Raw genomic sequence first — 21,007 nt, 5'->3', positions numbered from 1 at the left:
CGTTCGTTATAAGGTGAGTTACGCGGTCTATGAAACAACCCATCAACATCATTGCGGAAGCCCTGGTGCGCGAACGCCAGCGCACTGGCCTCTCTTTGGCAGAAATTGCCCGCCGGGCAGGAATTGCCAAATCGACACTTTCTCAACTCGAAGCGGGGAATGGCAATCCGAGCCTGGAAACGCTGTGGGCACTCTGCGTCGCGCTGGATATCCCCTTTGCGCGTTTGATGGAGCCGCAGCAGAGTAAAACGCAGGTGATCCGGCGTGGGGAAGGGGCGGCGGTGGTGTCAGAGGTGGCTAACTATACGGCAGTGCTGTTGGCAACCTGTCCGCCTGGCGCACGGCGGGATATCTATCTGCTGACGACCCAGCCGGGTGCCGACCGCCTTTCTCATCCGCATCCGCCAGGTTCGGTGGAACATATCATCATCACCCAAGGGCGCGCTTTGGTCGGACTGGCAGAGGAGCCTGCCGAGCTGAATGCCGGGGATTACATTTGCTACCCAGCCGACCGGCCACACCTCTTCCGCGCCCTGGAACCGGATACACTGGCCGTGCTGGTCTCAGAACAAAACTAGCTCCGGCAACTGACAAAACTTCAACCGATTCGCTAAGTCGCCATGTAGGGCGCCACATGCCGCGCCCGCCCCGCGAACCTCAGCCATAACCCATTCGCATAAACGCTGCCAAACCAGACGCATTGGCGGTCACTTTGCGTCCATTTGTTAGATCCCTGTCATGTTTTTGTTATTTGCTCATTCCAAAACGCACGTTTCGCTTGTTTGGGTTTAAAAATTTCATTAGTCTAATTTTTGAAACAAACGTTTAACAAATGGGTGGGGTATTTGACAATTACGCCAGGAATTCATTTCAATGCATTGTTTTATAGCTTTTTCTTTATCTATGCCAGGTGGTTAATAGACAGCCTCAGCTAATGAGATGCCACGTGGAACAGGGTTTTAAGGCGATAAAAACGAGCGGATTGTTGTTTGAATGTAAAAAATATTTTTCATTAGCCGTCAAATCAACAGGCCTCTTCACTCTAACGATTAAAGGGTACAGAACATGAAGCTGAAGAAATTGATCGTCACCTCGCTACTGATGTGCATGCTGCCAGCCTCGGTGTTAGCCAAAGATATCAAGATCGGCGTGTCGATGGCCTACTTTGATGACAACTTTCTGACCATCCTGCGCCAGTCCATGCAGCACAAAATGAAGCAGGAAGGTAACGTCAGCGGCCAGTTTGAAGATGCCAAAGGCGATATCGCACAGCAGATCCAGCAGATAGAGAACTTTGTCAGCCAAGGGGTCGATGCCATCATCCTTAACCCGGTGGATACCCAGGGCGTCAAGCCAATGATCAAGCTGGCGGAGAACGCCCATATTCCACTGGTGTTCGTCAACCGTCGGCCAGAAGCCACGCTGCCAGCCGGTATGGCCTATGTAGGTTCAGATTCCAAACTGGCGGGCAAGCTGCAGATGGAAGAGCTGGCCAAGCTGATGAACGGCAAGGGCAACGTGATGATCCTGCTCGGTGAGCTTTCCAGTGAAGCCACCCGTGACCGGACCCGCGGCGTTGAGGAAGTGGCGGCCCAATATCCGAATATTCATATCATCGACAAGCAAACCGCCAAGTTTTTCCGCAAAGAGGCGGTTGACGTGACCACCGACTGGATCCTTTCCGGCCAGCAGATTGATGCCATCGCTTCCAACAATGATGAGATGGCGATTGGTGCCATTCTGGCGCTAAAGCAGGCGAAGAAAACCGGCGTGCTGGTGGCGGGGGTCGACGGTACGCCGGATGCGCTGGAGTTTATCAAGAAGGGAGATTTGAGCCTCAGCATCTTCCAGGATGCCAAAGGTCAGGGGGAGGGCGCCGTACAAACCGCCATTCAACTGGTTAAAGGCGAGAAGGTTGAAAGCAGCGTCATGATCCCTTACCAACTGATCACCAAAGCCAATTACCAAGACTTTGCCGACAAGAATAAAAAGTAATTACCAACCGGCCCCTTGCCTAACGGTAAGGGGCATCGTTTACAGCGATCGGCAGGATAACGGCGGAGGTTATCAGTATGTATCCTTATGTGTTGGAGGCGGAAGGTATCAGCAAGCAGTTCCCGGGCGTTAAGGCGTTGGATAACGTGTCGCTCAAGATCAAACCGGGCAGCGTACATGCGTTAATGGGGGAAAACGGAGCCGGCAAATCGACGCTGATGAAGTGCTTAATCGGTATTTATCGGCCCGATGCAGGCACCATCAAGGTCAAAGGACAACCGGTGACGTTTAACCATACGCTGGCAGCCCTGCACTCGGGCATCTCCATGATCCACCAGGAACTGAACCTGGTGCCGCATATGACGGTAGCAGAAAATATCTGGCTGGGGCGTGAACCCGCCAAGCTGGGTTTTGTTAATCACGAGGAATTAAACCGCAAAACCCGCGAACTGTTGGCGCATCTCAAGATTAAATTAAACCCGGAAACCCAACTAGGCACGCTGAGCATCGCCAACCAACAGATGGTCGAGATTGCCAAGGCAGTGTCTTATAACGCCGACGTATTGATTATGGATGAGCCGACCTCGGCATTAACGGAAGGGGAAGTGGTACACCTGTTTGCGATCATTCGTGAACTGAAGCAGCAGGGCAAAGGCATTATCTATATCAGCCATAAAATGGATGAAATCTTTGCCATCACCGACGAGGTCAGCATCTTCCGCGATGGTACCTTGATCGCCAGTGATAAAACCGAAAACCTGACCAAACAGTCGCTGATCACCATGATGGTGGGCCGCGAGCTGACCCAGATGTTCCCCAAGTTCAATAACAATATTGGCGAAGAGGTGTTGCGTGTGGCCGGGCTGCGGCGCAGCGGCTGGTTCCAGGATATCTCCTTTGCGGTTAAGCGCGGGGAAATCCTCGGGGTTGCCGGGCTGGTGGGCGCTGGGCGCAGTGAAGTGATGGAGAGCCTGTTTGGTATGCACCCGGCCGAGGGGGGCGAAATTTATATTGAAGGCTTGCCGGTAAAAATAGATTCACCCTCCAAAGCCATCGAGCAGGGGCTGGCATTCCTGACCGAAGACCGTAAAAAGTCTGGGCTGTTTCTGGTGCTGTCGGTGGTAGAGAACATGAGCATCGTCAATCTTTCCGCCTATACCAGCAAAAACGGTTTTGTCAGCCAGACGCAAATGGCTAAAGACTGCATGGAGCAAATTAGCAAGCTCAATATTAAAACCCCGACGATGGATCAGATTATCAATAACCTCAGTGGCGGCAATCAGCAGAAGGTTTTGATTGCCCGCTGGCTATTGGCGCAGCCGAAGATCCTGATCCTGGATGAACCCACGCGTGGTATCGACGTGGGGGCCAAGGCAGAAATTTACCGCCTGATCAGCGAATTGGCACACCGTGGCGTCGCCATTATTTTGGTTTCGTCGGAATTGCCGGAAATACTCGGCATGAGCGATCGCGTCATGGTGATGCATGCCGGACGCATTACGGGGATCCTGGATAAAGATGAAGCAGACCAGGAAAAAATCATGGCGTTGGCCTCGGAATAACGCAAAGGTAAAACACAATGAATAACGTCAAAGTGGAAACTCAGCCAGTCAAAGCCTCACTGTTTGCCGGTTTCAGCGGCAAGCTGCCGAAAGATACCGGTATTTTTATCGTCATGATCGGTATCGCGCTGATTTTTGAAATGCTGGGCTGGTATGTGCGCGATCAGTCGTTCCTGCTTAATCCGAACCGCCTGCTGCTGATCGTCTTGCAGGTGGCGATTATCGGCATCATCGCCGTTGGCGTAACCCAGGTCATCATTACCACCGGTATCGATCTCTCTTCTGGCTCGTTGATTGCCCTGACGGCGGTGGTGGCGGCAAGCCTGGCGCAAACCTCCGAAAGCATTTCACCAATGTATCCGGGCTTGCTGGATCTGCCTGCCGCGATCCCCATCGGGGCCGGGATTGGAGTGGGTATTATTTGCGGGTTTATCAACGGGGTCTTGATCACTCGCACCGGCATTCCACCGTTTATCGCTACCTTGGGGATGATGGTGTCTGCCCGTGGTTTGGCACAGTATTACACTAAAGGTAACCCGGTCAGTTTCCTGTCGGACGGTTTTACCTCGATTGGCCAAGGCGCCATGCCGGTGATTATCTTCCTGGTGGTGGCGGTGATTTTCCATATCGCCCTGAAACACACCCGTTATGGCAAATACGTATATGCCATCGGCGGCAACATGACCTCGGCAAGGGTCTCTGGGATCAACGTCAATAAATACCTGGTGATGGTCTACACCATTGCTGGTGGGTTGGCAGGATTAGCAGGCGTGGTGCTGGCGGCAAGGGTCAGTAGCGGACAGTCGAGCATGGGGGTGTCTTATGAGTTGGACGCTATTGCCGCAGCGGTCATCGGTGGCAGTAGCCTGATGGGCGGAGTGGGGCGCATTACCGGCACGCTGATCGGCGCGGTGATCCTCGGCCTGATCAAAAGTGGTTTTACCTTTATTGGCGTGGATTCCTACATTCAGGACATTATCAAAGGCATGATCATCGTGGCTGCCGTGGCTATCGATATGCGCCGTAACCGCAAGAAGCTGTGAACCTTGTATTGACCGCCGGTGTGTGTGGTGACCGGCGGTTTGGCCTGGTGGGCAGGTTTATGCGTCGCTGCCATTGATACGCCGGGCCAGTTCGTAACGCGCGTTCCAGTATTGGTTATCCAGGCTGGAAACGGTGACACCCATACTGGTAGAGGCGTGAATAAACTCACCCTCTCCGATATAAACGCCGACGTGGCGCTGACGGGGTGAGGTTTTGAAAAACACCAGATCGCCAGTGTTTAATTCACTTTTAGCGACTCGCGAGCCCAGTTTTATTTGTTCACTGGTGCTGCGTGGCAAGCTGACGGCAAACTCATCTTGAAACACGCGCTGCATATAGGCTGAACAGTCGATACCTTTGCGCGAGTTACCCCCGAATTTGTAACGTACTCCTTCCCATCGGTCATAATGCGCCAGGATTTTTTTTAGCTCCTGAGTATTATTGTGGCCGGAATTGGCTGAAGCGGAAAAGCTCATGCAAAAAGCTGAGCAAGTGAGAAATACAGCAAAAAATTTAAGCATAAATGGTTTCTGAAAGAGCAATTGAACGTCTATCCCTGAAATGAAGTGGCTGGATTGCCTGACTCATTCCCTTTGAGTGGTGATAATATATACAGTTGTTGCTCAAAAATAAACCTTTTGCAGGGTGTTTTTTGAACAAAATCATGCTGGTTATCAGATTGTTACTTTTGATGGTGGGTCTTTGGTTGGCAGTCGAAACCTGGGAATGACAGGCAATCAAGGGATTAGCTACCTGCGGCGGGTTTTGCCTAGCAAAATTGCAACATATCGCTGCTGTCGGTTTGTCGGCTGGGTACGGTGGTGGGATCTCACATTGAGACGGATCATCAGCATGCCTGCGGGAAACCTCGGCCTTCAGGATCGGGGGAAGGGGGCGGTTTTAACCCTAACAGTGACTTGTCAGCCGGTAGCAATAGCAGGTAAAAACACTGTTCGACTGAGAAAGGAGTAATCAATGCGGATAACCTTGGCCCAAATTACCTGCCGTGAAGGGGATATTGCTCATAATCTGGCCGCCGTGCTGGCACAGATTGAACGGTGCAACTCACCGCTTGCTGAAAGGCCAATGGCTTAGGTAAAGTCATAGACAGATTGGTCACCGTAATTGATAGACTTGCAGTACCTTAAGGAGCCGTACCATGCAATTCCCCGCCCTGAGTAAAAGAATCGTGCCGTTGGCTGCGCTGCTGGCGCTGTCGTTATCCACCGCCTGGGCGGCACAAAACGCCCCGGCCCCGATCCCATCGGCGTTAATCGGTAATTGGAGCGTGACCAAGGTCATTCCCACCCAGACCGTGGGCTGCTGGGATGAAACGCAGGCACAGCAGTTGGTTGGTAATAGTATCAACTATAAAGCAGACGGTTTTACCTGGCATGAACAGCAACTGAGCAATCAGGGGGCGATCACCACCACGGTAGAGGCGCAAGAGTTTGTGGAGGATAACTCGGGCGATACCTCGTACGTCGATTTCCCGATTTTAGGCATCAGCACGCCTTCGGTGCAGCGAGTCATCATTCAGCATCAGGATGTCACCGTCCCGGGGATCACCGACCAAGGGAGTGAAGGCGTTCCCGGTGATAACGTGTTGGTGAAAGATCGCAATACGCTGATCTTTTCCCAATGCGGCGTATGGTTTGAGGCGCAACGGCAGAAAAAATAACGGCTTCTGATATTTTTCCCTCCCCCCACAACCCGTTGGGAAAGGGTTGGGGGGAGGGCTGCAAAACTGTTGGCTATCAGTTCGTCGGTTGGCAATCGGGTATTTCGAGTTTGCGTAATAGCGCGGGAATATCGACGCTATCTATTTTATCGGCTTGCAGATAGCTCAGTGCGTAGTCATGCCAAATACCAGACTCCAGGAACAGGATCATCAATTCGCGGTCCAGATGATTTTCATTCGCCATGCTGACCAGAATATTGAGTGCCTCAGATAACAGTTTGCCCGGTTTATAAGGCCGATCTGCCGCCGTCAGGGCTTCAAACACGTCGGCGATCGCCATCATACGCACCGGGATGCTCATCTGTTGGTGGGTTAACTGATAAGGATAACCTTTGCCATCCATGCGTTCATGATGGCCACCGGCGATCACCGCCACGTTGGCCATAGTGCGTGGGAACGGCAGTTTTTCCAGCATGATGATAGTCTGCATAATGTGCTCGTTGATTTTATAGCGTTCCTCCTCACTCAGGGTGCCTCTGCGGATGCCCAGATTGTAAATCTCCCCGTGGTTATAGAGTAAGGCTGGCTCCTTGAGTTTGAAGTGATAGCTTGCCGGCAGATGGCTTTTCTCATCGCGGTAGATGATATGTTCTTCTTTATCCGCCAGCAGTGGCTCCTGGGTAGGTAGGGGGACGGCAGGACGGCGATTTTTGCGCGCCAATTCTTCCCGGGCAACGCCTGCGGTATCATCCAGAGTGCGGGTCCATTGATATTGTGCGATTTGCTGAATGCGTGCAAGGGCGCTGTCAGACAGGAATTCACCACCGATATTGCACTGGGCAATAAAATAGAAATCCTCATCCAACTGCTGCAACTCATCGTGTAGCTGTTGTTCGTCCTGCTCGGTAGCGGGGATCTGAGCGTGCTTGCGCAGGAAGCTAACCTCTTTTTCCCGCTTCAGCACCTCAAAGCGCATTCGTACCTCGTGAATACGGTCGTAAATCATCTCCAGCTTGGTGGCCTTATCCACTATGGCTTCCGGCGTGGTGATTTTCCCGCAGTCGTGCAGCCAACAGGCGGTGTGCAGTTCCTCCCACTCATTGGCGGAAAGGCTAAAATCGGCGAACGGTCCTTGTTTGGCCTCAACCGCTGCCTTGGCCAGCATCTTGGTAATGACGGGTACGCGCTGGCAATGGCCGCCGGTATAGGCGCTCTTGGCGTCGATCGCGCCGGCGATCAACTGAATAAAGGCTCCCATCAGATCCTTTTGTTCTTGCAGCAGGTATTGCGTCTCTATCGCTACCGATAAACTGCCCACCAGGGCATTAATCAGCTGTATTTTGGCTTGCCCATGTTCCGGGCCAGCTTCGGCAGGATTAAACAGCAGTAAGAACCCCATCAGTTGCCGATCATGAGTTTGCATCGGGACGGCCACATAGCGCAGGGGTAAATGGGAACCAAAGACCGTCAGCAGTTGGCTGGGGCTATTCTCGCGAGTAAAGACTCCGGCAACGGTTTTACCTTCCAGAATCTGCCAAAACGCGCTGGGTTGTTGTGGATCAAACTGTAACGATGCCACCTCCGAACAGGTCATCTCTTTTCCGGCCCAGTTACAGGCTATGGGTGAAAAGCCACCGGGCGTTTTGTCTGACAGGAAAATCATTCCGCCGTACATGGCTGAGATTTTGCCCGTTTCGTTGAGCAAGCCTTGCATCTGCTGCGGGAAATTATCCTTGGCGGATAACAGGCTACCCATCGAGATAAACTGCTTGAGCGTCAGCTTCATTTTGGACATGGCTTTGTGCAGGTCGTCCACTTCTTCAATCATCGAGCGTTCCTCCGCCCGCTCATCAAAATGCAGATTGCTGATGGCGTCGGCATCCTGGCGCAGGCGGATCAGCGGCCGGGAAATTCGTAGGGAGAAATACCAGACCAGCGGCAGGCTGAGCAGCAGCAACGCAAAGGCGATCAGGGTCGAGCGGTTGCGGATGGCGTTGGCATCGGCGGTCAGATAGGCCGAGGGCGTGGCAATCATCAACTGGTAGCCTTGGCTTTGCCCCTTAAGCTCCACAACGGCCCCAAACCAGCTCTGCCCTTGTGCCGTAAAGAGGCTGCTTGCGCCGTGATGGGGATCTAGCAATGTTTGCAGTACCGGGATATGCGCAACACTGTTCAGTCCATCCTGGCCTTGGAGGTTTTGCGCTGGCAGGCTGGCGATGGTTTCGTTGGCAGCGTTGATAATCGCCGCCTGGCTATCCGGCGGTAGGTTTTGTTGAAGAAACCATGAAAGTGAAGCCAGCGAAACGTCCAAACCGATCACGGCATGGCCATCTGGAGCCTGGATGCTGTAGGTGAAGCCGGCCTCACCGGTGCCTTTGAAGGTATAGAGCGGTGAAGTAATCAGTTGCTGAGTTTTTACCGCCAACTGATACCAGGTACGCTCCCGGGGATCATAATTGTTATACGGCACGGTTTTTATCGCCATAACCTGCTGTTTGCCGTCCAAAAAGATATTCTGAGCCTGGGGCGAGGTCTCTAAAAATCGGTAGCTCTGCGCCAACCATTCGGCATCTTCCGGCGCATTAAATAAAGCTCGGTTGGCAAGGGAGAGGCGGCGCAGTATAAAGAAGTCGCCGTTGGGATAAGCGCTGTATACCGCAGTGGCATAATCATTTTGCTTGAGTATCTCGACTAGCGGGCCGATAAATGCCATGCGTTGTTCGAGCGTGGTGGCGTCTATTATGGGCATGCGTGCCAACATCTTCGCCGACATTTTCATGCTGCGGGTAACGGAGTCCAGCTCCGCAGCAATGGCTTCGCCGGTTTTTTGATACTGGCGGTTGGTGCTGGCCTCGGTCAGTTTGGTGAGTTGGCTGTGGCTAAAAAGCACGATCACGCTGCCGATGGAGACAATCAGCAAGGTAAACAGCGCGGCAATCTGAATATGTAGCGGATAGCGGCTTCTCAAACCCGTGATCTTTCCTGTCATAGTGCCCACCTTGGATGCCAATTTTCAGCCTGTTTAAATTATAGACGAAGCAGGGGGTTATATGATTGGTGGCGAAATAATTTATTGGGTTGATTTTAAAGTGAAATCAGCGGTTTTTCCACGGGGTTCGCGCCGCGCAACGGCATCATGGCACGACGATCTTTAAACGGCTGATTGCCTACCAGCGCAAACTTTTCGGCTCGCCGAATTAAATTTTTGCGTTCTACGCGAGCAACCATTGCTAATGCTGGAGTTTATATGTACCATCGCCGCGTTTTCCCATTCATTCACTTTGCAAAGGAGGTACATCATGAATTATCAAGCACTGTTTACCCTTTGCGGGTCGTATCCTCAGGCATAATTTCCTGTTCTTCAGGTATTGCTAGGGCTACCGCCCGCCAAATCCAAAAAATTAGATAAAATATTAATCAGGATTGGTTATGAGCAATACTATTGGCTCCGTTGCGCCGCGAGTTTCATTGATCGCGTCGGAACACACCTGGATTGAAGGAAATGCAATCCAACAATTAGAAATTACCGCCAAACTGCCGGATATGGTGCGCGTAGTCGGGATGCCAGACTTGCATCCTGGCCGTGGCTATCCGGTTGGTGCCGCTTTCTTTTCACAACATCGCTTCTACCCGGCGTTAATCGGTAATGATATCGGTTGCGGTATGTCGCTATGGCAAACAGATTTACTGGCGATGAAACAGTCGCTGGATAAGCTGGAAAAAAACCTGGGTAACATTGACGGTCCGTTAGATGAAGACGCCTTGGGGGATATTCCGCCAGCGTTTGGTGCTTATTCTCGTGCATTGGGCACTATTGGAGGCGGTAATCATTTTGCTGAACTGTTGCGCATCGACGAAATATATCAGCCGCAGGCCGGTCTCGATAAAAAACGCCTGATGCTGTTGGTGCACAGTGGGTCGCGTGGTTTGGGCCAGTTAATACTGGAACAGCATGTGCGCGCCCATGGGCATCATGGTCTGTTGGAAAATACCGACGCGGCCAACGACTATTTGCAGCAGCATCAACAGGCACTGGATTTTGCCGGTTATAACCGGCGACTGATTGCCCAGCGGATATTGCAGCGGTTACGCACTGCTGGTGATTGTCTGCTGGATATTCACCATAACCTGCTGGCGATGGCCACTATCGAGGGCGTACCTGGCTGGCTGCATCGTAAAGGGGCTACGCCGTCGGATGAAGGACTGGTGGTGATCCCCGGATCGCGCGGCGATTACAGTTATATCGTCCAGCCGCTACCTGCTGCCAGCAGTTTGTATTCGCTGGCACACGGTGCCGGGCGCAAATGGATGCGCTCGGAGTGTAAAGATCGCTTATCAGCGCGTTTCAGCACCGAGCAGTTGGCCAGAACCCGCTTCGGCAGCCGGGTGATTTGCCGCGACCGCCAACTGATTTATCAGGAAGCGCCGGAAGCCTACAAGCCGATTGATAGCGTAGTAGGAGCCTTGCAGCAGGCCGGATTGGTCACGCTGGTGGCGCGTATGCAGCCGGTGTTGACCTACAAAACCAGCGGGGGGCAGTGATGATCTTATTACAGATTTCTGCCGCCCAGGGGCCGGATGAATGTTGCCTGGCGGTCAGCCTGGCGCTACGTCAGTTCCATAAAGAGGCCCAGGCCATGCAGGTGGAACTGCATGAGGTTGAGCGGGAAGAGGGCCGCCTGCCCGGCACGTTGCGTTCGGTGCTTTTGACGCTTAACGGCGAAGCGGCGGAGCCATTAGCCGCCAAGTGGTGCGGGACATTGCAGTGGATTTGCGAAAGCCCGTGGCGCACTGGGCGCTCCAGAAAGAACTGGTTTATTGGTGCAGCGCGTTTCTCTCCGGCAGCAGTGCCAAAAGAGAGCGAGATCCGTTTTGAGACGTTGAAGTCCTCCGGGCCGGGTGGGCAGCATGTGAATAAAACGGAGTCGGCTATTCGCGCCACCCATATTGCCAGTGGCATCAGCGTTAAGGTGCAGACCGAGCGTAGCCAACATGCCAATAAACGTTTGGCGTATTTGCTGATCGCTCACCGCTTGGAACAGCTTGAGCAGCAGCAGTTGGAAGAACAACGTGCTGAACGACGGATGTTTCATCATCAAATAGTGCGTGGTTCACCGGTTCGGGTGTTTAAAGGCGAAAGTTTTACGCCGCTCGCTTGATGAGTGAAAACGAATAATCAAATATCGGTCTGATGGGGCAGGCCGATAACCAAATAAGAAGCAAAGAAATGGAAACACATAAATATGGTCGGACGTACCATTATCCGTTCTCACCGGGTACCACCAGTGACGATCGGATCAATCAACACTATTGGCAAGATATACGGTTAATTCCCTCACTGATCCATACGGAAAAGCTCGATGGTGAGAATAACTGCCTGAATCGCTATGGCGTATTTGCACGCTCCCATGCGGCACCGACGGTTTCTGCCTGGACGCGCCAGATCCGCCAGCGCTGGCAACTGATTAAACATGACCTGGGCGATATCGAACTGTTTGGGGAGAATCTGTATGCCACGCATTCGATCGAGTATCGCGGCCTGCAGCAGGACTTCTATCTATTTGCCGTGCGCTGTAAAGACATGTGGCTGAGTTGGCAAGAGGTGCAGTTCTACGCGGCATTATTTGACTTTGCCTGTGTGTCTGAAGTGATACAGGACGTGCCGCGCCAGATGGAACAAGAATACCGCTCAGCAATACTGGAGCAGGTGGGGGGAACGGGTTGGTTTGCGCCGCACGACGCGCATACCGGCTTGCCATGCACCATGGAAGGGATTGTCACCCGCAATGCGGCTGAATTCCCGGTGGAACAGTTTTCCCATAACGTATTTAAGTACGTGCGTAAAAACCATGTGAAAACCGATCGCCACTGGAGAGTGAATTGGCAACGAGCGCGTATGGCGTACGAGTATCAGCAGGAGGCTAAACCATGTGGTGCTTAAGTGAAGACAAGCAATGGAGCAGGCTGGCGGATAAATTCCGCTGGGTGGCTGATATGCATCAGGTGCCACAAGATCCCCGTCATCATGCGGAAGGCGATGTGGCAATCCATACCCAGCGCGTACTGGCGGCACTGACCGAGTCTGCGCAGTTTTTGGCGTTGCCAAAGCAACAGCAGGAATTGCTCTGGGCTGCCGCGCTGCTGCATGATGTGGAAAAACGCAGCACCACGCGGGTTGCAGACGATGGTTCGGTGACCTCACCCAATCATGCTAAACGTGGTGAGCTGACTACGCGCTCGATCCTCTATCGGGATATCGTTACGCCGTTTCAACTGCGTGAACAGATAGCGGCCTTGGTGCGTTTTCATGGTTTGCCGTTGTGGATCATGGGGCGGCCATCGCCGGAGCGGGCGCTGTTATTAGCGGCCCTACGGTTGGATACAAGGTTGCTGGCGCTGCTGGCACGAGCGGACGTCTTGGGGCGCGAGTGTGAAGACCAAAACGGCTTGCTGGATAATATCGAGCTGTTCGAACTGTTCTGTCAGGAGCAGCAGTGCTGGGGGCAGGCGCGTCCCTTTGCTAGCGATAACCAGCGTTACCATTACCTTACGCATCCGCAGGCTAGCGTGGATTTTGTTCCCTACGAGCAATTTCAGAGCGAAGTGACGCTACTCTGTGCGTTGCCGGGAATGGGGAAAGATCGCTATATCGCGCAGCATGCCGCTGGGCTTGAGGTTATCAGTCTGGACAACATTCGTCGCCAACACCGGTTGTCTCCTACCGACAAAAACGCGACCGGCTGGGTCGTGCAGCAGGCCAAATTGCAGGCTAAGACGTTGCTACGGCGTGGCGAATCCTTTGTCTGGAATGCCACCAATATTACCCGGCAGTTGCGTAGCCAGTTGGTTGAGTTATTTATCGCCTATGGCGCAAGGGTGAAGATTGTTTACCTGGAAGTGCCTTATGCTCAGTGGCAGCGGCAGAATGCCGAGCGGGAATACAGCGTACCTGTTGAGGCAATGGCGCGGATGCTGAGTAAATTGGAGATCCCGCAGGCGGACGAAGCGCATGAGGTGGAGTTGCGGGTGCAGGATGCAAGCTAGTCTGGTTGGTTATCAACTGTAAATAACCAGTTTCCGCCAACCCTTCCAAAGGGCGAGGGCGCTAGCGTCAGGTGCGGAGCTAATATGTCGCACATACAGTCCCCTATCCATGTGGATGGGGGACGTCACCGTAGATTAATTCGCGATCACCGTGACCAACAGCGGTGATTCAAACATTGCCTTCGGCGAAATAACCGACTCATCCCACGGGATTTGCGTTCCGTAGCGCTCCAGCAGTTTCTGCTGTACGGCAGGAGCGCCGAAGTTAAATTCACGTACTTTTTGCAACTTGCCGATTTTTATCCCGAGAGCACGATCATAAATCTTCCAGACCAACTCAGAGCAATATAACCTCTCATCCGACCAGGAAAACTGTATATCATATGGCTTCCCCGCAAAGCTATTAGCCTGCTGACGTATTTTTAGCTGTGCGGACGGCGTCATCATTTGCTCGGCGTTCTTCAGGCGTTTGACGACAAAATGCTTTTTATCTCCCCGATCTATCCAGGCAGCGAGCGGCGTGTATTTCACTGTCGATACCGCCTCGAATACGTAAGGTTTTTCATCACGCAGCACAATGATGCCCATATGGCTGTAACGCGAGCCGGTGGCCTGCTGTATCGCCAGGCTCTGTGACGAGCGGGAAGTGTGGAAAATGATGTCACCATCCTGCACTGCGGGTAGCTCGCGTGCTTGGCTGACCAGCACGGTCATCAGGCCGATGGTGAGAAAGAGGATGGCCAATAGGCGTTTGCTAAAAATCATGTTCAATCCCTCGAAGTTAGAATCTAGCGACTTTATCGGGGCTGTGTGAAGTGAAGATGAAGTGGTGGAGCAAAGCCGGGAGGTCGTATTGGTAGCCCTCATGCTTTAATAAAAATAATAATATTTATCAATGCAATAACAACAATCCCATCATTGTGGTTAAAGGGTGCTTAAAGCAGGCCGATAGCTGTTCTATTGATGTTGTCACCTAAATAGGACGAAGCCAGATGTTATGGATCTACCGTATATCGATGAGAATGAAGCTTTTCATTGCTCTGTTTCCACTGCTACTGGCTTTATGCTGGTTTGCCGGTTCGGGTATGAAAACCCGTATCAATACCGAACGTCAGATGGATGTCATCGTTCAGCTAACGGCAATTACGCGTGGTGCAGGGGATGCCGTGCATGAGCTGCAAAAAGAGCGTGGCATGAGCGCAGGTTACCTGGGCTCTGGCGGTGGGCAGTTTCGCGCTGAACTAGCGGACCAACGTAAACTGACAGATGCGGCTCTGGCGAAATTTAACCAACTGTTATCTAAAACGGATCACGGCGCATTGGAAGGGATTGATACATCGGCGATTCAGTTATTTAACAACCAGACCCAGTTGCTGAGCGAGGTGCGTAATAACGTCAGCAATTTAAAGACCGCGACGCCGCAAGCCATCAGTTTCTATACCAAGACTATCGCCCAAGTGTTGGATTTTGTCGGCGGTATTGGGCACTTGACGACATCGGGCAAGATCGGCCAAGAATTGGCAGCTTATTACAGCCTGCTTAACTTAAAAGAACAGTCGGGTATAGAGCGAGCATTACTTTCCGGCGTTTTCTCTAGCGATCGTTTTGGTGATGGGCAATTCCGCCAGGTGAGCGATGTGGTGGGAAAACAAGAGGCCTGGCTTTCTGCAACTCGTCGTTTCAGCACCGCAGAGCAGGTGGCGGCGCTTGATGGTGCCTTACGCGCTACATCGGCAACTGATGCCCTTAAGTTTCGTGAGATTGCACTCGATAAAGTCGCAACCAGTGGATTCAAGGTTAATCCTACCGATTGGTTTAAGGCTCAGACTCTGCGTATTGACGTGTTGCGTCAAATAGAGAATCAAACCGCTGACGCGTTACAAAAGCATGCCGCAGAGCTGTCACGTACGGCACGTAGCGAATGGATAACTTTCCTGTGCATCAGCCTTCTTTCTCTGGCCGTGGCCTTGGCGATAGCCATCATTGTTGCGCGGAGTATCCATCTGCAACTGCAAGGAACGCTGAAAACGATTGGTGAAATGGAGGGTGATTTGACCCAACGTCTTGGCGTGCCAGGTAGTGATGAGTTGTCAGCATTGAATCAAGCTTATAACCAATCCATTGAAAATATTCAGCATATTGTTAAAGAGATTAAATCCGGCTCGAAGATCCTTCACCATACCAGCAGTGATATCGCCGCTGGCAATCAGGATTTAGCTCAACGTACTGATGAACAGGCGGCGTCTATCGTCGAAACTGCGGCAAGTATGGAACAAATATCCACGGCGATCTCCCAGACTGCCGATAACGCCCGCGAAGCTGAACAACTTACGCTGGCGATGGAGCACGATGTTATGCAGGCGAATCGCGTGGCGAATGAAGCCAGCCAGAGCATGGCGGAGATCCGTAATTCCAGCGAGCAGATTGCACGTATCGTGACCTCTATTGATGATATTTCTTTTCAGACCAATTTATTGGCGCTCAATGCTGCGGTAGAAGCCGCTCGAGCTGGCGAGTCTGGAAGGGGATTTGCGGTAGTGGCGAGTGAGGTGCGTAACTTATCTCAACGTTGTGCTAAAGAGGCGAGTCAGATCCGAGAGTTGATTAATCAAAATATGGAAAAAATTGCGGAGGGTGTCGCCCGAGTTTCGGCTTCAGGAGTCGCGCTAAAAGCGGCAGCAGATAATTCAGGAATGATGAAACAATATGTTAGCGATATTGCTCAGGCCGCCAACGAACAATCATTGGGGGTGGGGCAGGTTCATCTGGCTTTGAATCAACTTGAACAAGTCACACAGCAAAATGCGGCTTTGGTTTCACAAGCGGCCAGTGCCAGCCAGATACTGGATAACCAAGCGGCGGCGATGACCAAATTAGTGAATCGGTTTATCGTATAATATTAGCTAAGCTGTCCCTGATCAGATGGCACCAATTTAATGTGCTACTTCAGATAGAAAAATCCACGCAATTGCGTGGATTTTATGAGTTTTATCAGTCTTCATGAGATTCGATGAAACCACATGAGGCAACAGATTTTATTTAGACGTTGAACAAGAAGTTCATCACATCGCCATCTTTAACGACGTAGTCTTTCCCTTCTGAACGCATCTTGCCGGCTTCTTTGGCACCTTGCTCACCCTTGTAGGTGATAAAGTCTTCAAAGGCGATGGTCTGTGCGCGGATAAAGCCTTTTTCAAAGTCAGTGTGGATTTTACCGGCGGCTTGCGGGGCAGTAGCACCAACCGGGATGGTCCAGGCACGCACTTCCTTCACGCCTGCGGTGAAGTAGGTTTGCAGATTGAGCAATTCGTAACCTGCGCGGATCACGCGGTTCAGACCTGGTTCTTCCAGCCCCAACTCAGCCATAAATTCAGCGCGGTCTTCATCTTCCAACTCTGCGATGTCGGATTCAACAGCGGCGCAAACCGCAACGACTACAGAACCCTCTTCGGCAGCAATCTTGCGCACGACATCCAGATACGGGTTGTTCTCAAAACCGTCTTCGTTGACGTTGGCGATGTACATGGTCGGCTTCAAGGTCAGGAAGCTCAGGTAGCGGATCGCGGCTTTATCTTCAGCAGTCAGATCCAGTGCGCGTAGCATACCGGCGTTTTCCAACTGTGGCAGGCATTTTTCCAGTGCGGCCAATTCGGCTTTTGCGTCTTTATCGCCGCCTTTGGCTTTCTTCTGCACACGGTGAATGGCGCGTTCGCAGGTATCAAGATCGGACAGCGCCAACTCGGTGTTGATGACGTCGATATCGTCGGCCGGATCCACTTTGTTATTCACGTGAATGATGTTGTCGTTCTCAAAACAGCGTACCACGTGGCCGATAGCTTCGGTTTCACGGATGTTGGTCAGGAACTGGTTACCCAGGCCTTCGCCTTTGGAAGCCCCTTTTACCAGGCCAGCGATATCAACGAATTCCATGGTGGTGGGCAGAATGCGTTGTGGTTTGACGATCTCGGCTAACCGATCCAGACGTGCATCGGGCATTGGTACCACGCCGGTATTGGGCTCAATGGTGCAGAACGGGAAGTTGGCCGCTTCAATACCCGCTTTGGTCAACGCATTGAACAGGGTGGATTTGCCGACGTTAGGCAGACCGACGATACCGCATTTGAATCCCATGTTTATATCACCTTAAATATCTTGACTATCAACAGGTTAACATCAACCTGCTGCATAAAGGACGAAATTATCCCGCCATTATACACGTAATGGGCTGTTATCTCGATCTGCCCGTTGCTGGCGCTATCGCCCGAGGCGTTCCCTATGCTGCTAACGCCCGGATGGATTCAAATCAACGCCCGTCGATGTGTTCTGCAGGTAAAGTGCGGATCCAAGTTGAGCAGATCGGGTAATGTGACGCTAATATCGGGGGGGATCTGCTATCTGTCATCGGATATTGAGTACTAAAGGTGAGTGAATACGTTATGTTAAATGCATGTTTAGTTATAAAGGCACTTTTTGTATGGGGGTACTCCTGGATTTTGCTCGTTATGATTCAATGAAACAGCGTGGCAACATATCAAAATAAAAGCTGGTGTCTTATAGCGGATAAAGCGTTACAGAACGTAAAGTCGCAATACGTTACTTGTCTTATTTGGGGCCATCTACGTAGGTTAGAAAAAACCATTAATTTTACGCCAACTATTGTTGTAAATATGATTGTGATTTAATCACACAACCGTTTCATGAGCATTTTTTTCAATAAATCATATCTCTATCATATTGTTTTTATAGGCATTTGTTTTTTGAGGTTTTTCTCTGTACTTGATTTAAATGGTTAATGTATTTAATATATTTTGATAAATACATTTGGTTATTGAGATTTATCACACCATATTGGTAGATAAATCCTATTTTTTAGATAGGATATTACTTATTATTACTGGGCGTTATCTTAATTATATTGAGGTAGCTTGAGGTGGTTGGCGATAAATTTATCTGCAAGTGTTGTTGAGCGTATTTTTTTAAGTTATTATCCGCGGGTTATTCATTTTGCTATTTGAATTCAAGGAGGGATTTATTCCATGAATGGAATTGATGTGCTTTCTGCACCTATTTTATTATTACTCTCGGTTATTGCTTTCATTATTCATTTCCGGAACGAGCGGAGGAAAAGCCTGATTGAGCGGCCTTTTTTCACTGGAAGTGAGGACTTGAAAAAGAAAACTACGTTGGATGTCGTTGATGTTGCTATACAAGACAGTGTGCAGCCATGCTGTACTCGTAAACTGTGCCGCTATTGCCCGATAAGTAGCAGGAGGCCAAGCAAGTGAAAATCCATTACTTGGCCTAACCGTCTAGCTAGTCGCTTTAAACGCATGCAAACGATTCATGGCTTTAGTCATACCATCCTTCAGCAAGATCTCTGTGCAACGCAGCGACTCATCGATAGCATCATCAATCAGCGTTTGTTCTGATGCTGGCGGTTTACCCAGCACAAAGCCTACCACCTTGTTTTTATCACCAGGGTGGCCGATGCCAAGGCGCAAGCGATAAAAGTTCGGGTTATTGCCCAGCTTGCTCTGGATATCCTTGAGGCCGTTGTGGCCACCGTTGCTGCCGCCTAATTTGAGCTTCGCCACCCCTGGTGGCAGATCCAACTCGTCGTGGGCTACCAGGATCTCTTCCGGCAAAATGCGGTAGAAGGTAGCCAAGGCGCCAACGGCTTTACCACTCAGATTCATAAAGGTGGTAGGAACCAGCAGCCGAACGTCGTTACCGGCCAAATTCAGGCGTGCGGTGTAACCGAAGAACTTACTCTCTTCCTTCAACGGTTGGTTGTGGCGTTGCGCCAGTAGGTCAACATACCATGCGCCGGCATTGTGCCGTGTCTGGGCATACTCTGCGCCCGGGTTGGCCAGGCCAACAATCAGTTTGATACTGCTCACAAGAGATTCACTATGCTAGAAAAATGGAAAGGGCGTGCCCGTTGCCTGCCAAGTTGCGATCGCCCAAGGATTCACAGCGGCACAGCTCGAAATTTATAGGCCGTTAGTGTACCTGCCTGCGTGCTGAATGACAAAAATCTGGCACCCTCCCTCCTGAATAGCTGAAAACTGAATAATACATTAGTAAAATAATTCAGTTATCTCGCTAACTTTTAACATAACGTAAAGAATTGTCAGCCTTTTGTCGCCATTTGTGATCGGCCACGCAATACCCATGCTGAATTAATGACTATACTTAACTAATCAAAGTGGGATAACGAGTTAGGGTTTTCCCTCTATTGGCACATGGCACTTTGGAGGTGGCATATGAAACGTAAAAACGCCGAGATCATTGGCAACGTTTTAATGGGAATGGGTATGGTGGTGATGGTTGGCGGGGTGGGATACTCCATCCTGGCTGAAGTATCACAGTTCAATTTGCCGCAGTTCTTTGCCCACGGCGCCATCATGAGTATCTTTATTGGCGCCTTGTTGTGGTTGGCCGGTGCACGTATTGGTGGCCGCGAGCGGGTAGCAGATCGTTATTGGTGGGTAAAACACTTTGACAAACGCTGCCAAAACAACCCGCGCCGCCCGTCACATTGATTAACCGCAACCAATGATCTGGCGAACAAAGGCAAGGGAGCCTGGTCGTATAAGGTTTAAGGTTATGTCCCACATCCCGTAAAAAACCCGTTGAAGCGCAAGCAGCAACGGGTTTTTTGTTTTCTGGGATGTTCACCCGAACAGCCTGGCGCAGTGGAGGTAAACCGCGCCAGAGAAGGGATTAATGTTCAAACATCGCGGAAATTGACTCTTCATTGCTGATACGGCGGATAGCTTCAGCCAACATACCGGACAAGGTCAGAGTACGAACGTTTTTCAACGCCTTGATTTCTGCTGACAGTGGGATAGTGTCACAGACGATCACTTCATCAATCACCGAGTTCCTGATGTTATCTACGGCGTTACCGGAGAAGATCGGGTGCGTGGCGTAGGCAAATACGCGCTTGGCACCGCGTTCTTTCAACGCTTCGGCTGCTTTACACAAGGTACCACCGGTATCGATCATGTCATCGACCAGCACGCAGTCACGGCCTGCCACGTCACCGATAATATGCATCACCTGAGAAACGTTTGCGCGAGGGCGACGTTTATCGATGATGGCCATGTCGGTATCGTTAAGCAGTTTGGCGATCGCGCGGGCGCGCACAACACCACCGATGTCTGGGGAAACCACGATCGGGTTTTCCAGGTTCTGTTGCAGCATGTCTTCCAGCAGGATCGGGCTACCGAATACGTTATCTACCGGAACATCGAAGAAGCCTTGGATCTGCTCGGCATGCAGATCGACTGTCAATACGCGGTCAACCCCTACGCTGGAGAGGAAGTCGGCAACAACTTTGGCAGTGATTGGCACACGCGCAGAACGCACGCGGCGATCCTGACGGGCATAGCCGAAGTAAGGAATTACAGCAGTAATACGACCTGCGGAGGCGCGACGCAGGGCATCAACCATAACAACCAGTTCCATCAGGTTGTCGTTGGTGGGGGCACAGGTGGACTGGATGATGAAAATATCACCGCCGCGTACATTTTCGTTGATTTGCACGCTCACTTCGCCGTCGCTAAAACGACCCACAGCGGCGTCACCAAGGCTGGTGTACAAACGGTTGGCAATACGTTGTGCTAGTTCCGGGGTGGCGTTACCAGCAAAAAGCTTCATATCAGGCACGAGAAGA

Annotated in this window: 17 protein-coding genes and 1 pseudogene; 11 read left to right on the top strand and 7 right to left on the bottom strand. The window is 51.4% G+C overall.

Annotated elements, in window-relative coordinates:
- The first annotated feature begins 29 nt into the window (after window positions 1-29).
- The 4 genes from ABIE29_RS08745 to ABIE29_RS08730 all read left to right on the top strand — a co-directional run bounded on the left by ABIE29_RS08745 (window position 30) and on the right by ABIE29_RS08730 (window position 4,600).
- Complete coding sequence (locus ABIE29_RS08745) at window positions 30-578, top strand: helix-turn-helix domain-containing protein (RefSeq protein WP_429617994.1); 549 nt, start codon at window positions 30-32, stop codon at window positions 576-578.
- Between the two features lie 487 nt (window positions 579-1,065).
- Window positions 1,066-1,995 carry a sugar ABC transporter substrate-binding protein gene (locus ABIE29_RS08740; RefSeq protein WP_429617993.1) on the top strand — a complete coding sequence of 310 codons (930 nt, stop codon included), beginning with the start codon at window positions 1,066-1,068 and terminating at the stop codon, window positions 1,993-1,995.
- Window positions 1,996-2,072: 77 nt separating this feature from the next.
- A complete protein-coding gene (locus ABIE29_RS08735) occupies window positions 2,073-3,557 on the top strand; it encodes a sugar ABC transporter ATP-binding protein (protein WP_429617991.1) in 1,485 nt (494 codons plus the stop codon).
- 17 nt (window positions 3,558-3,574) lie between these two features.
- Window positions 3,575-4,600, top strand: coding sequence for an ABC transporter permease (locus ABIE29_RS08730; protein WP_429617989.1), 1,026 nt, complete (start codon window positions 3,575-3,577; stop codon window positions 4,598-4,600).
- A gap of 57 nt (window positions 4,601-4,657) precedes the next feature.
- Here ABIE29_RS08730 and ABIE29_RS08725 read toward each other — a convergent pair whose 3' ends face one another.
- Window positions 4,658-5,122: an NlpC/P60 family protein gene (locus tag ABIE29_RS08725; RefSeq protein WP_429617987.1), complete on the bottom strand. Its 465-nt coding sequence runs from the start codon at window positions 5,120-5,122 to the stop codon at window positions 4,658-4,660.
- 638 nt (window positions 5,123-5,760) lie between these two features.
- Here ABIE29_RS08725 and ABIE29_RS08720 point away from each other — a divergent pair.
- Window positions 5,761-6,282 carry a hypothetical protein gene (locus ABIE29_RS08720; protein WP_429617986.1) on the top strand — a complete coding sequence of 174 codons (522 nt, stop codon included), beginning with the start codon at window positions 5,761-5,763 and terminating at the stop codon, window positions 6,280-6,282.
- Window positions 6,283-6,358: 76 nt separating this feature from the next.
- Here ABIE29_RS08720 and ABIE29_RS08715 read toward each other — a convergent pair whose 3' ends face one another.
- Window positions 6,359-9,271, bottom strand: a complete 2,913-nt coding sequence (locus ABIE29_RS08715) for an HD domain-containing phosphohydrolase (protein WP_429617984.1) — start codon at window positions 9,269-9,271, stop codon at window positions 6,359-6,361.
- 113 nt (window positions 9,272-9,384) lie between these two features.
- Window positions 9,385-9,510: pseudogene (locus ABIE29_RS08710) on the bottom strand (hypothetical protein); the annotation flags it as partial.
- Between the two features lie 201 nt (window positions 9,511-9,711).
- On the opposite strand from ABIE29_RS08710, the gene ABIE29_RS08705 reads away from it, so the two are divergent.
- The 4 genes from ABIE29_RS08705 to ABIE29_RS08690 all read left to right on the top strand — a co-directional run bounded on the left by ABIE29_RS08705 (window position 9,712) and on the right by ABIE29_RS08690 (window position 13,326).
- The gene (locus ABIE29_RS08705) at window positions 9,712-10,824 is read left to right on the top strand and encodes an RNA ligase RtcB family protein (RefSeq protein WP_429617982.1); all 1,113 of its coding nucleotides are present in this window, start codon (window positions 9,712-9,714) and stop codon (window positions 10,822-10,824) included.
- Window positions 10,824-11,441: a peptide chain release factor H gene (prfH, locus tag ABIE29_RS08700; protein ID WP_429617980.1), complete on the top strand. Its 618-nt coding sequence runs from the start codon at window positions 10,824-10,826 to the stop codon at window positions 11,439-11,441. The genes ABIE29_RS08705 and prfH overlap by 1 nt, the downstream gene beginning before the upstream one ends.
- Before the next feature lie 68 nt (window positions 11,442-11,509).
- A complete protein-coding gene (locus ABIE29_RS08695) occupies window positions 11,510-12,223 on the top strand; it encodes an RNA ligase family protein (protein ID WP_429617978.1) in 714 nt (237 codons plus the stop codon).
- Window positions 12,211-13,326, top strand: coding sequence for an AAA family ATPase (locus ABIE29_RS08690; RefSeq protein WP_429617976.1), 1,116 nt, complete (start codon window positions 12,211-12,213; stop codon window positions 13,324-13,326). The genes ABIE29_RS08695 and ABIE29_RS08690 overlap by 13 nt, the downstream gene beginning before the upstream one ends.
- Window positions 13,327-13,461: 135 nt before the next feature.
- Here ABIE29_RS08690 and ABIE29_RS08685 read toward each other — a convergent pair whose 3' ends face one another.
- Window positions 13,462-14,091 carry a YiiX family permuted papain-like enzyme gene (locus ABIE29_RS08685; RefSeq protein WP_429617975.1) on the bottom strand — a complete coding sequence of 210 codons (630 nt, stop codon included), beginning with the start codon at window positions 14,089-14,091 and terminating at the stop codon, window positions 13,462-13,464.
- Window positions 14,092-14,318: 227 nt separating this feature from the next.
- On the opposite strand from ABIE29_RS08685, the gene ABIE29_RS08680 reads away from it, so the two are divergent.
- The gene (locus ABIE29_RS08680) at window positions 14,319-16,223 is read left to right on the top strand and encodes a methyl-accepting chemotaxis protein (RefSeq protein WP_429617973.1); all 1,905 of its coding nucleotides are present in this window, start codon (window positions 14,319-14,321) and stop codon (window positions 16,221-16,223) included.
- Between the two features lie 142 nt (window positions 16,224-16,365).
- On the opposite strand, the gene ychF is transcribed toward ABIE29_RS08680, so the two are convergent.
- On the bottom strand, window positions 16,366-17,457 hold the full coding sequence (gene ychF, locus ABIE29_RS08675) for a redox-regulated ATPase YchF (RefSeq protein ID WP_429617971.1): 1,092 nt from the start codon (window positions 17,455-17,457) through the stop codon (window positions 16,366-16,368).
- A gap of 1,178 nt (window positions 17,458-18,635) precedes the next feature.
- Window positions 18,636-19,226, bottom strand: coding sequence for an aminoacyl-tRNA hydrolase (gene pth / locus ABIE29_RS08670; protein ID WP_429617969.1), 591 nt, complete (start codon window positions 19,224-19,226; stop codon window positions 18,636-18,638).
- A gap of 366 nt (window positions 19,227-19,592) precedes the next feature.
- On the opposite strand from pth, the gene ychH reads away from it, so the two are divergent.
- Complete coding sequence (gene ychH / locus ABIE29_RS08665; RefSeq protein WP_429617967.1) at window positions 19,593-19,871, top strand: stress-induced protein YchH; 279 nt, start codon at window positions 19,593-19,595, stop codon at window positions 19,869-19,871.
- A gap of 181 nt (window positions 19,872-20,052) precedes the next feature.
- Here the strand turns inward: ychH and prs are convergent, their stop codons facing one another.
- Entirely contained in the window at window positions 20,053-21,000 is a 948-nt protein-coding gene (prs, locus tag ABIE29_RS08660) for a ribose-phosphate diphosphokinase (protein WP_002211240.1), read from the bottom strand.
- Window positions 21,001-21,007: the final 7 nt, after the last annotated feature.

Origin of the sequence: Serratia sp. 2723 (assembly GCF_050434425.1) — a bacterium.
Taxonomy (GTDB): domain Bacteria; phylum Pseudomonadota; class Gammaproteobacteria; order Enterobacterales; family Enterobacteriaceae; genus Chania.
This window is presented reverse-complemented; position numbering and strand designations above follow the sequence as displayed.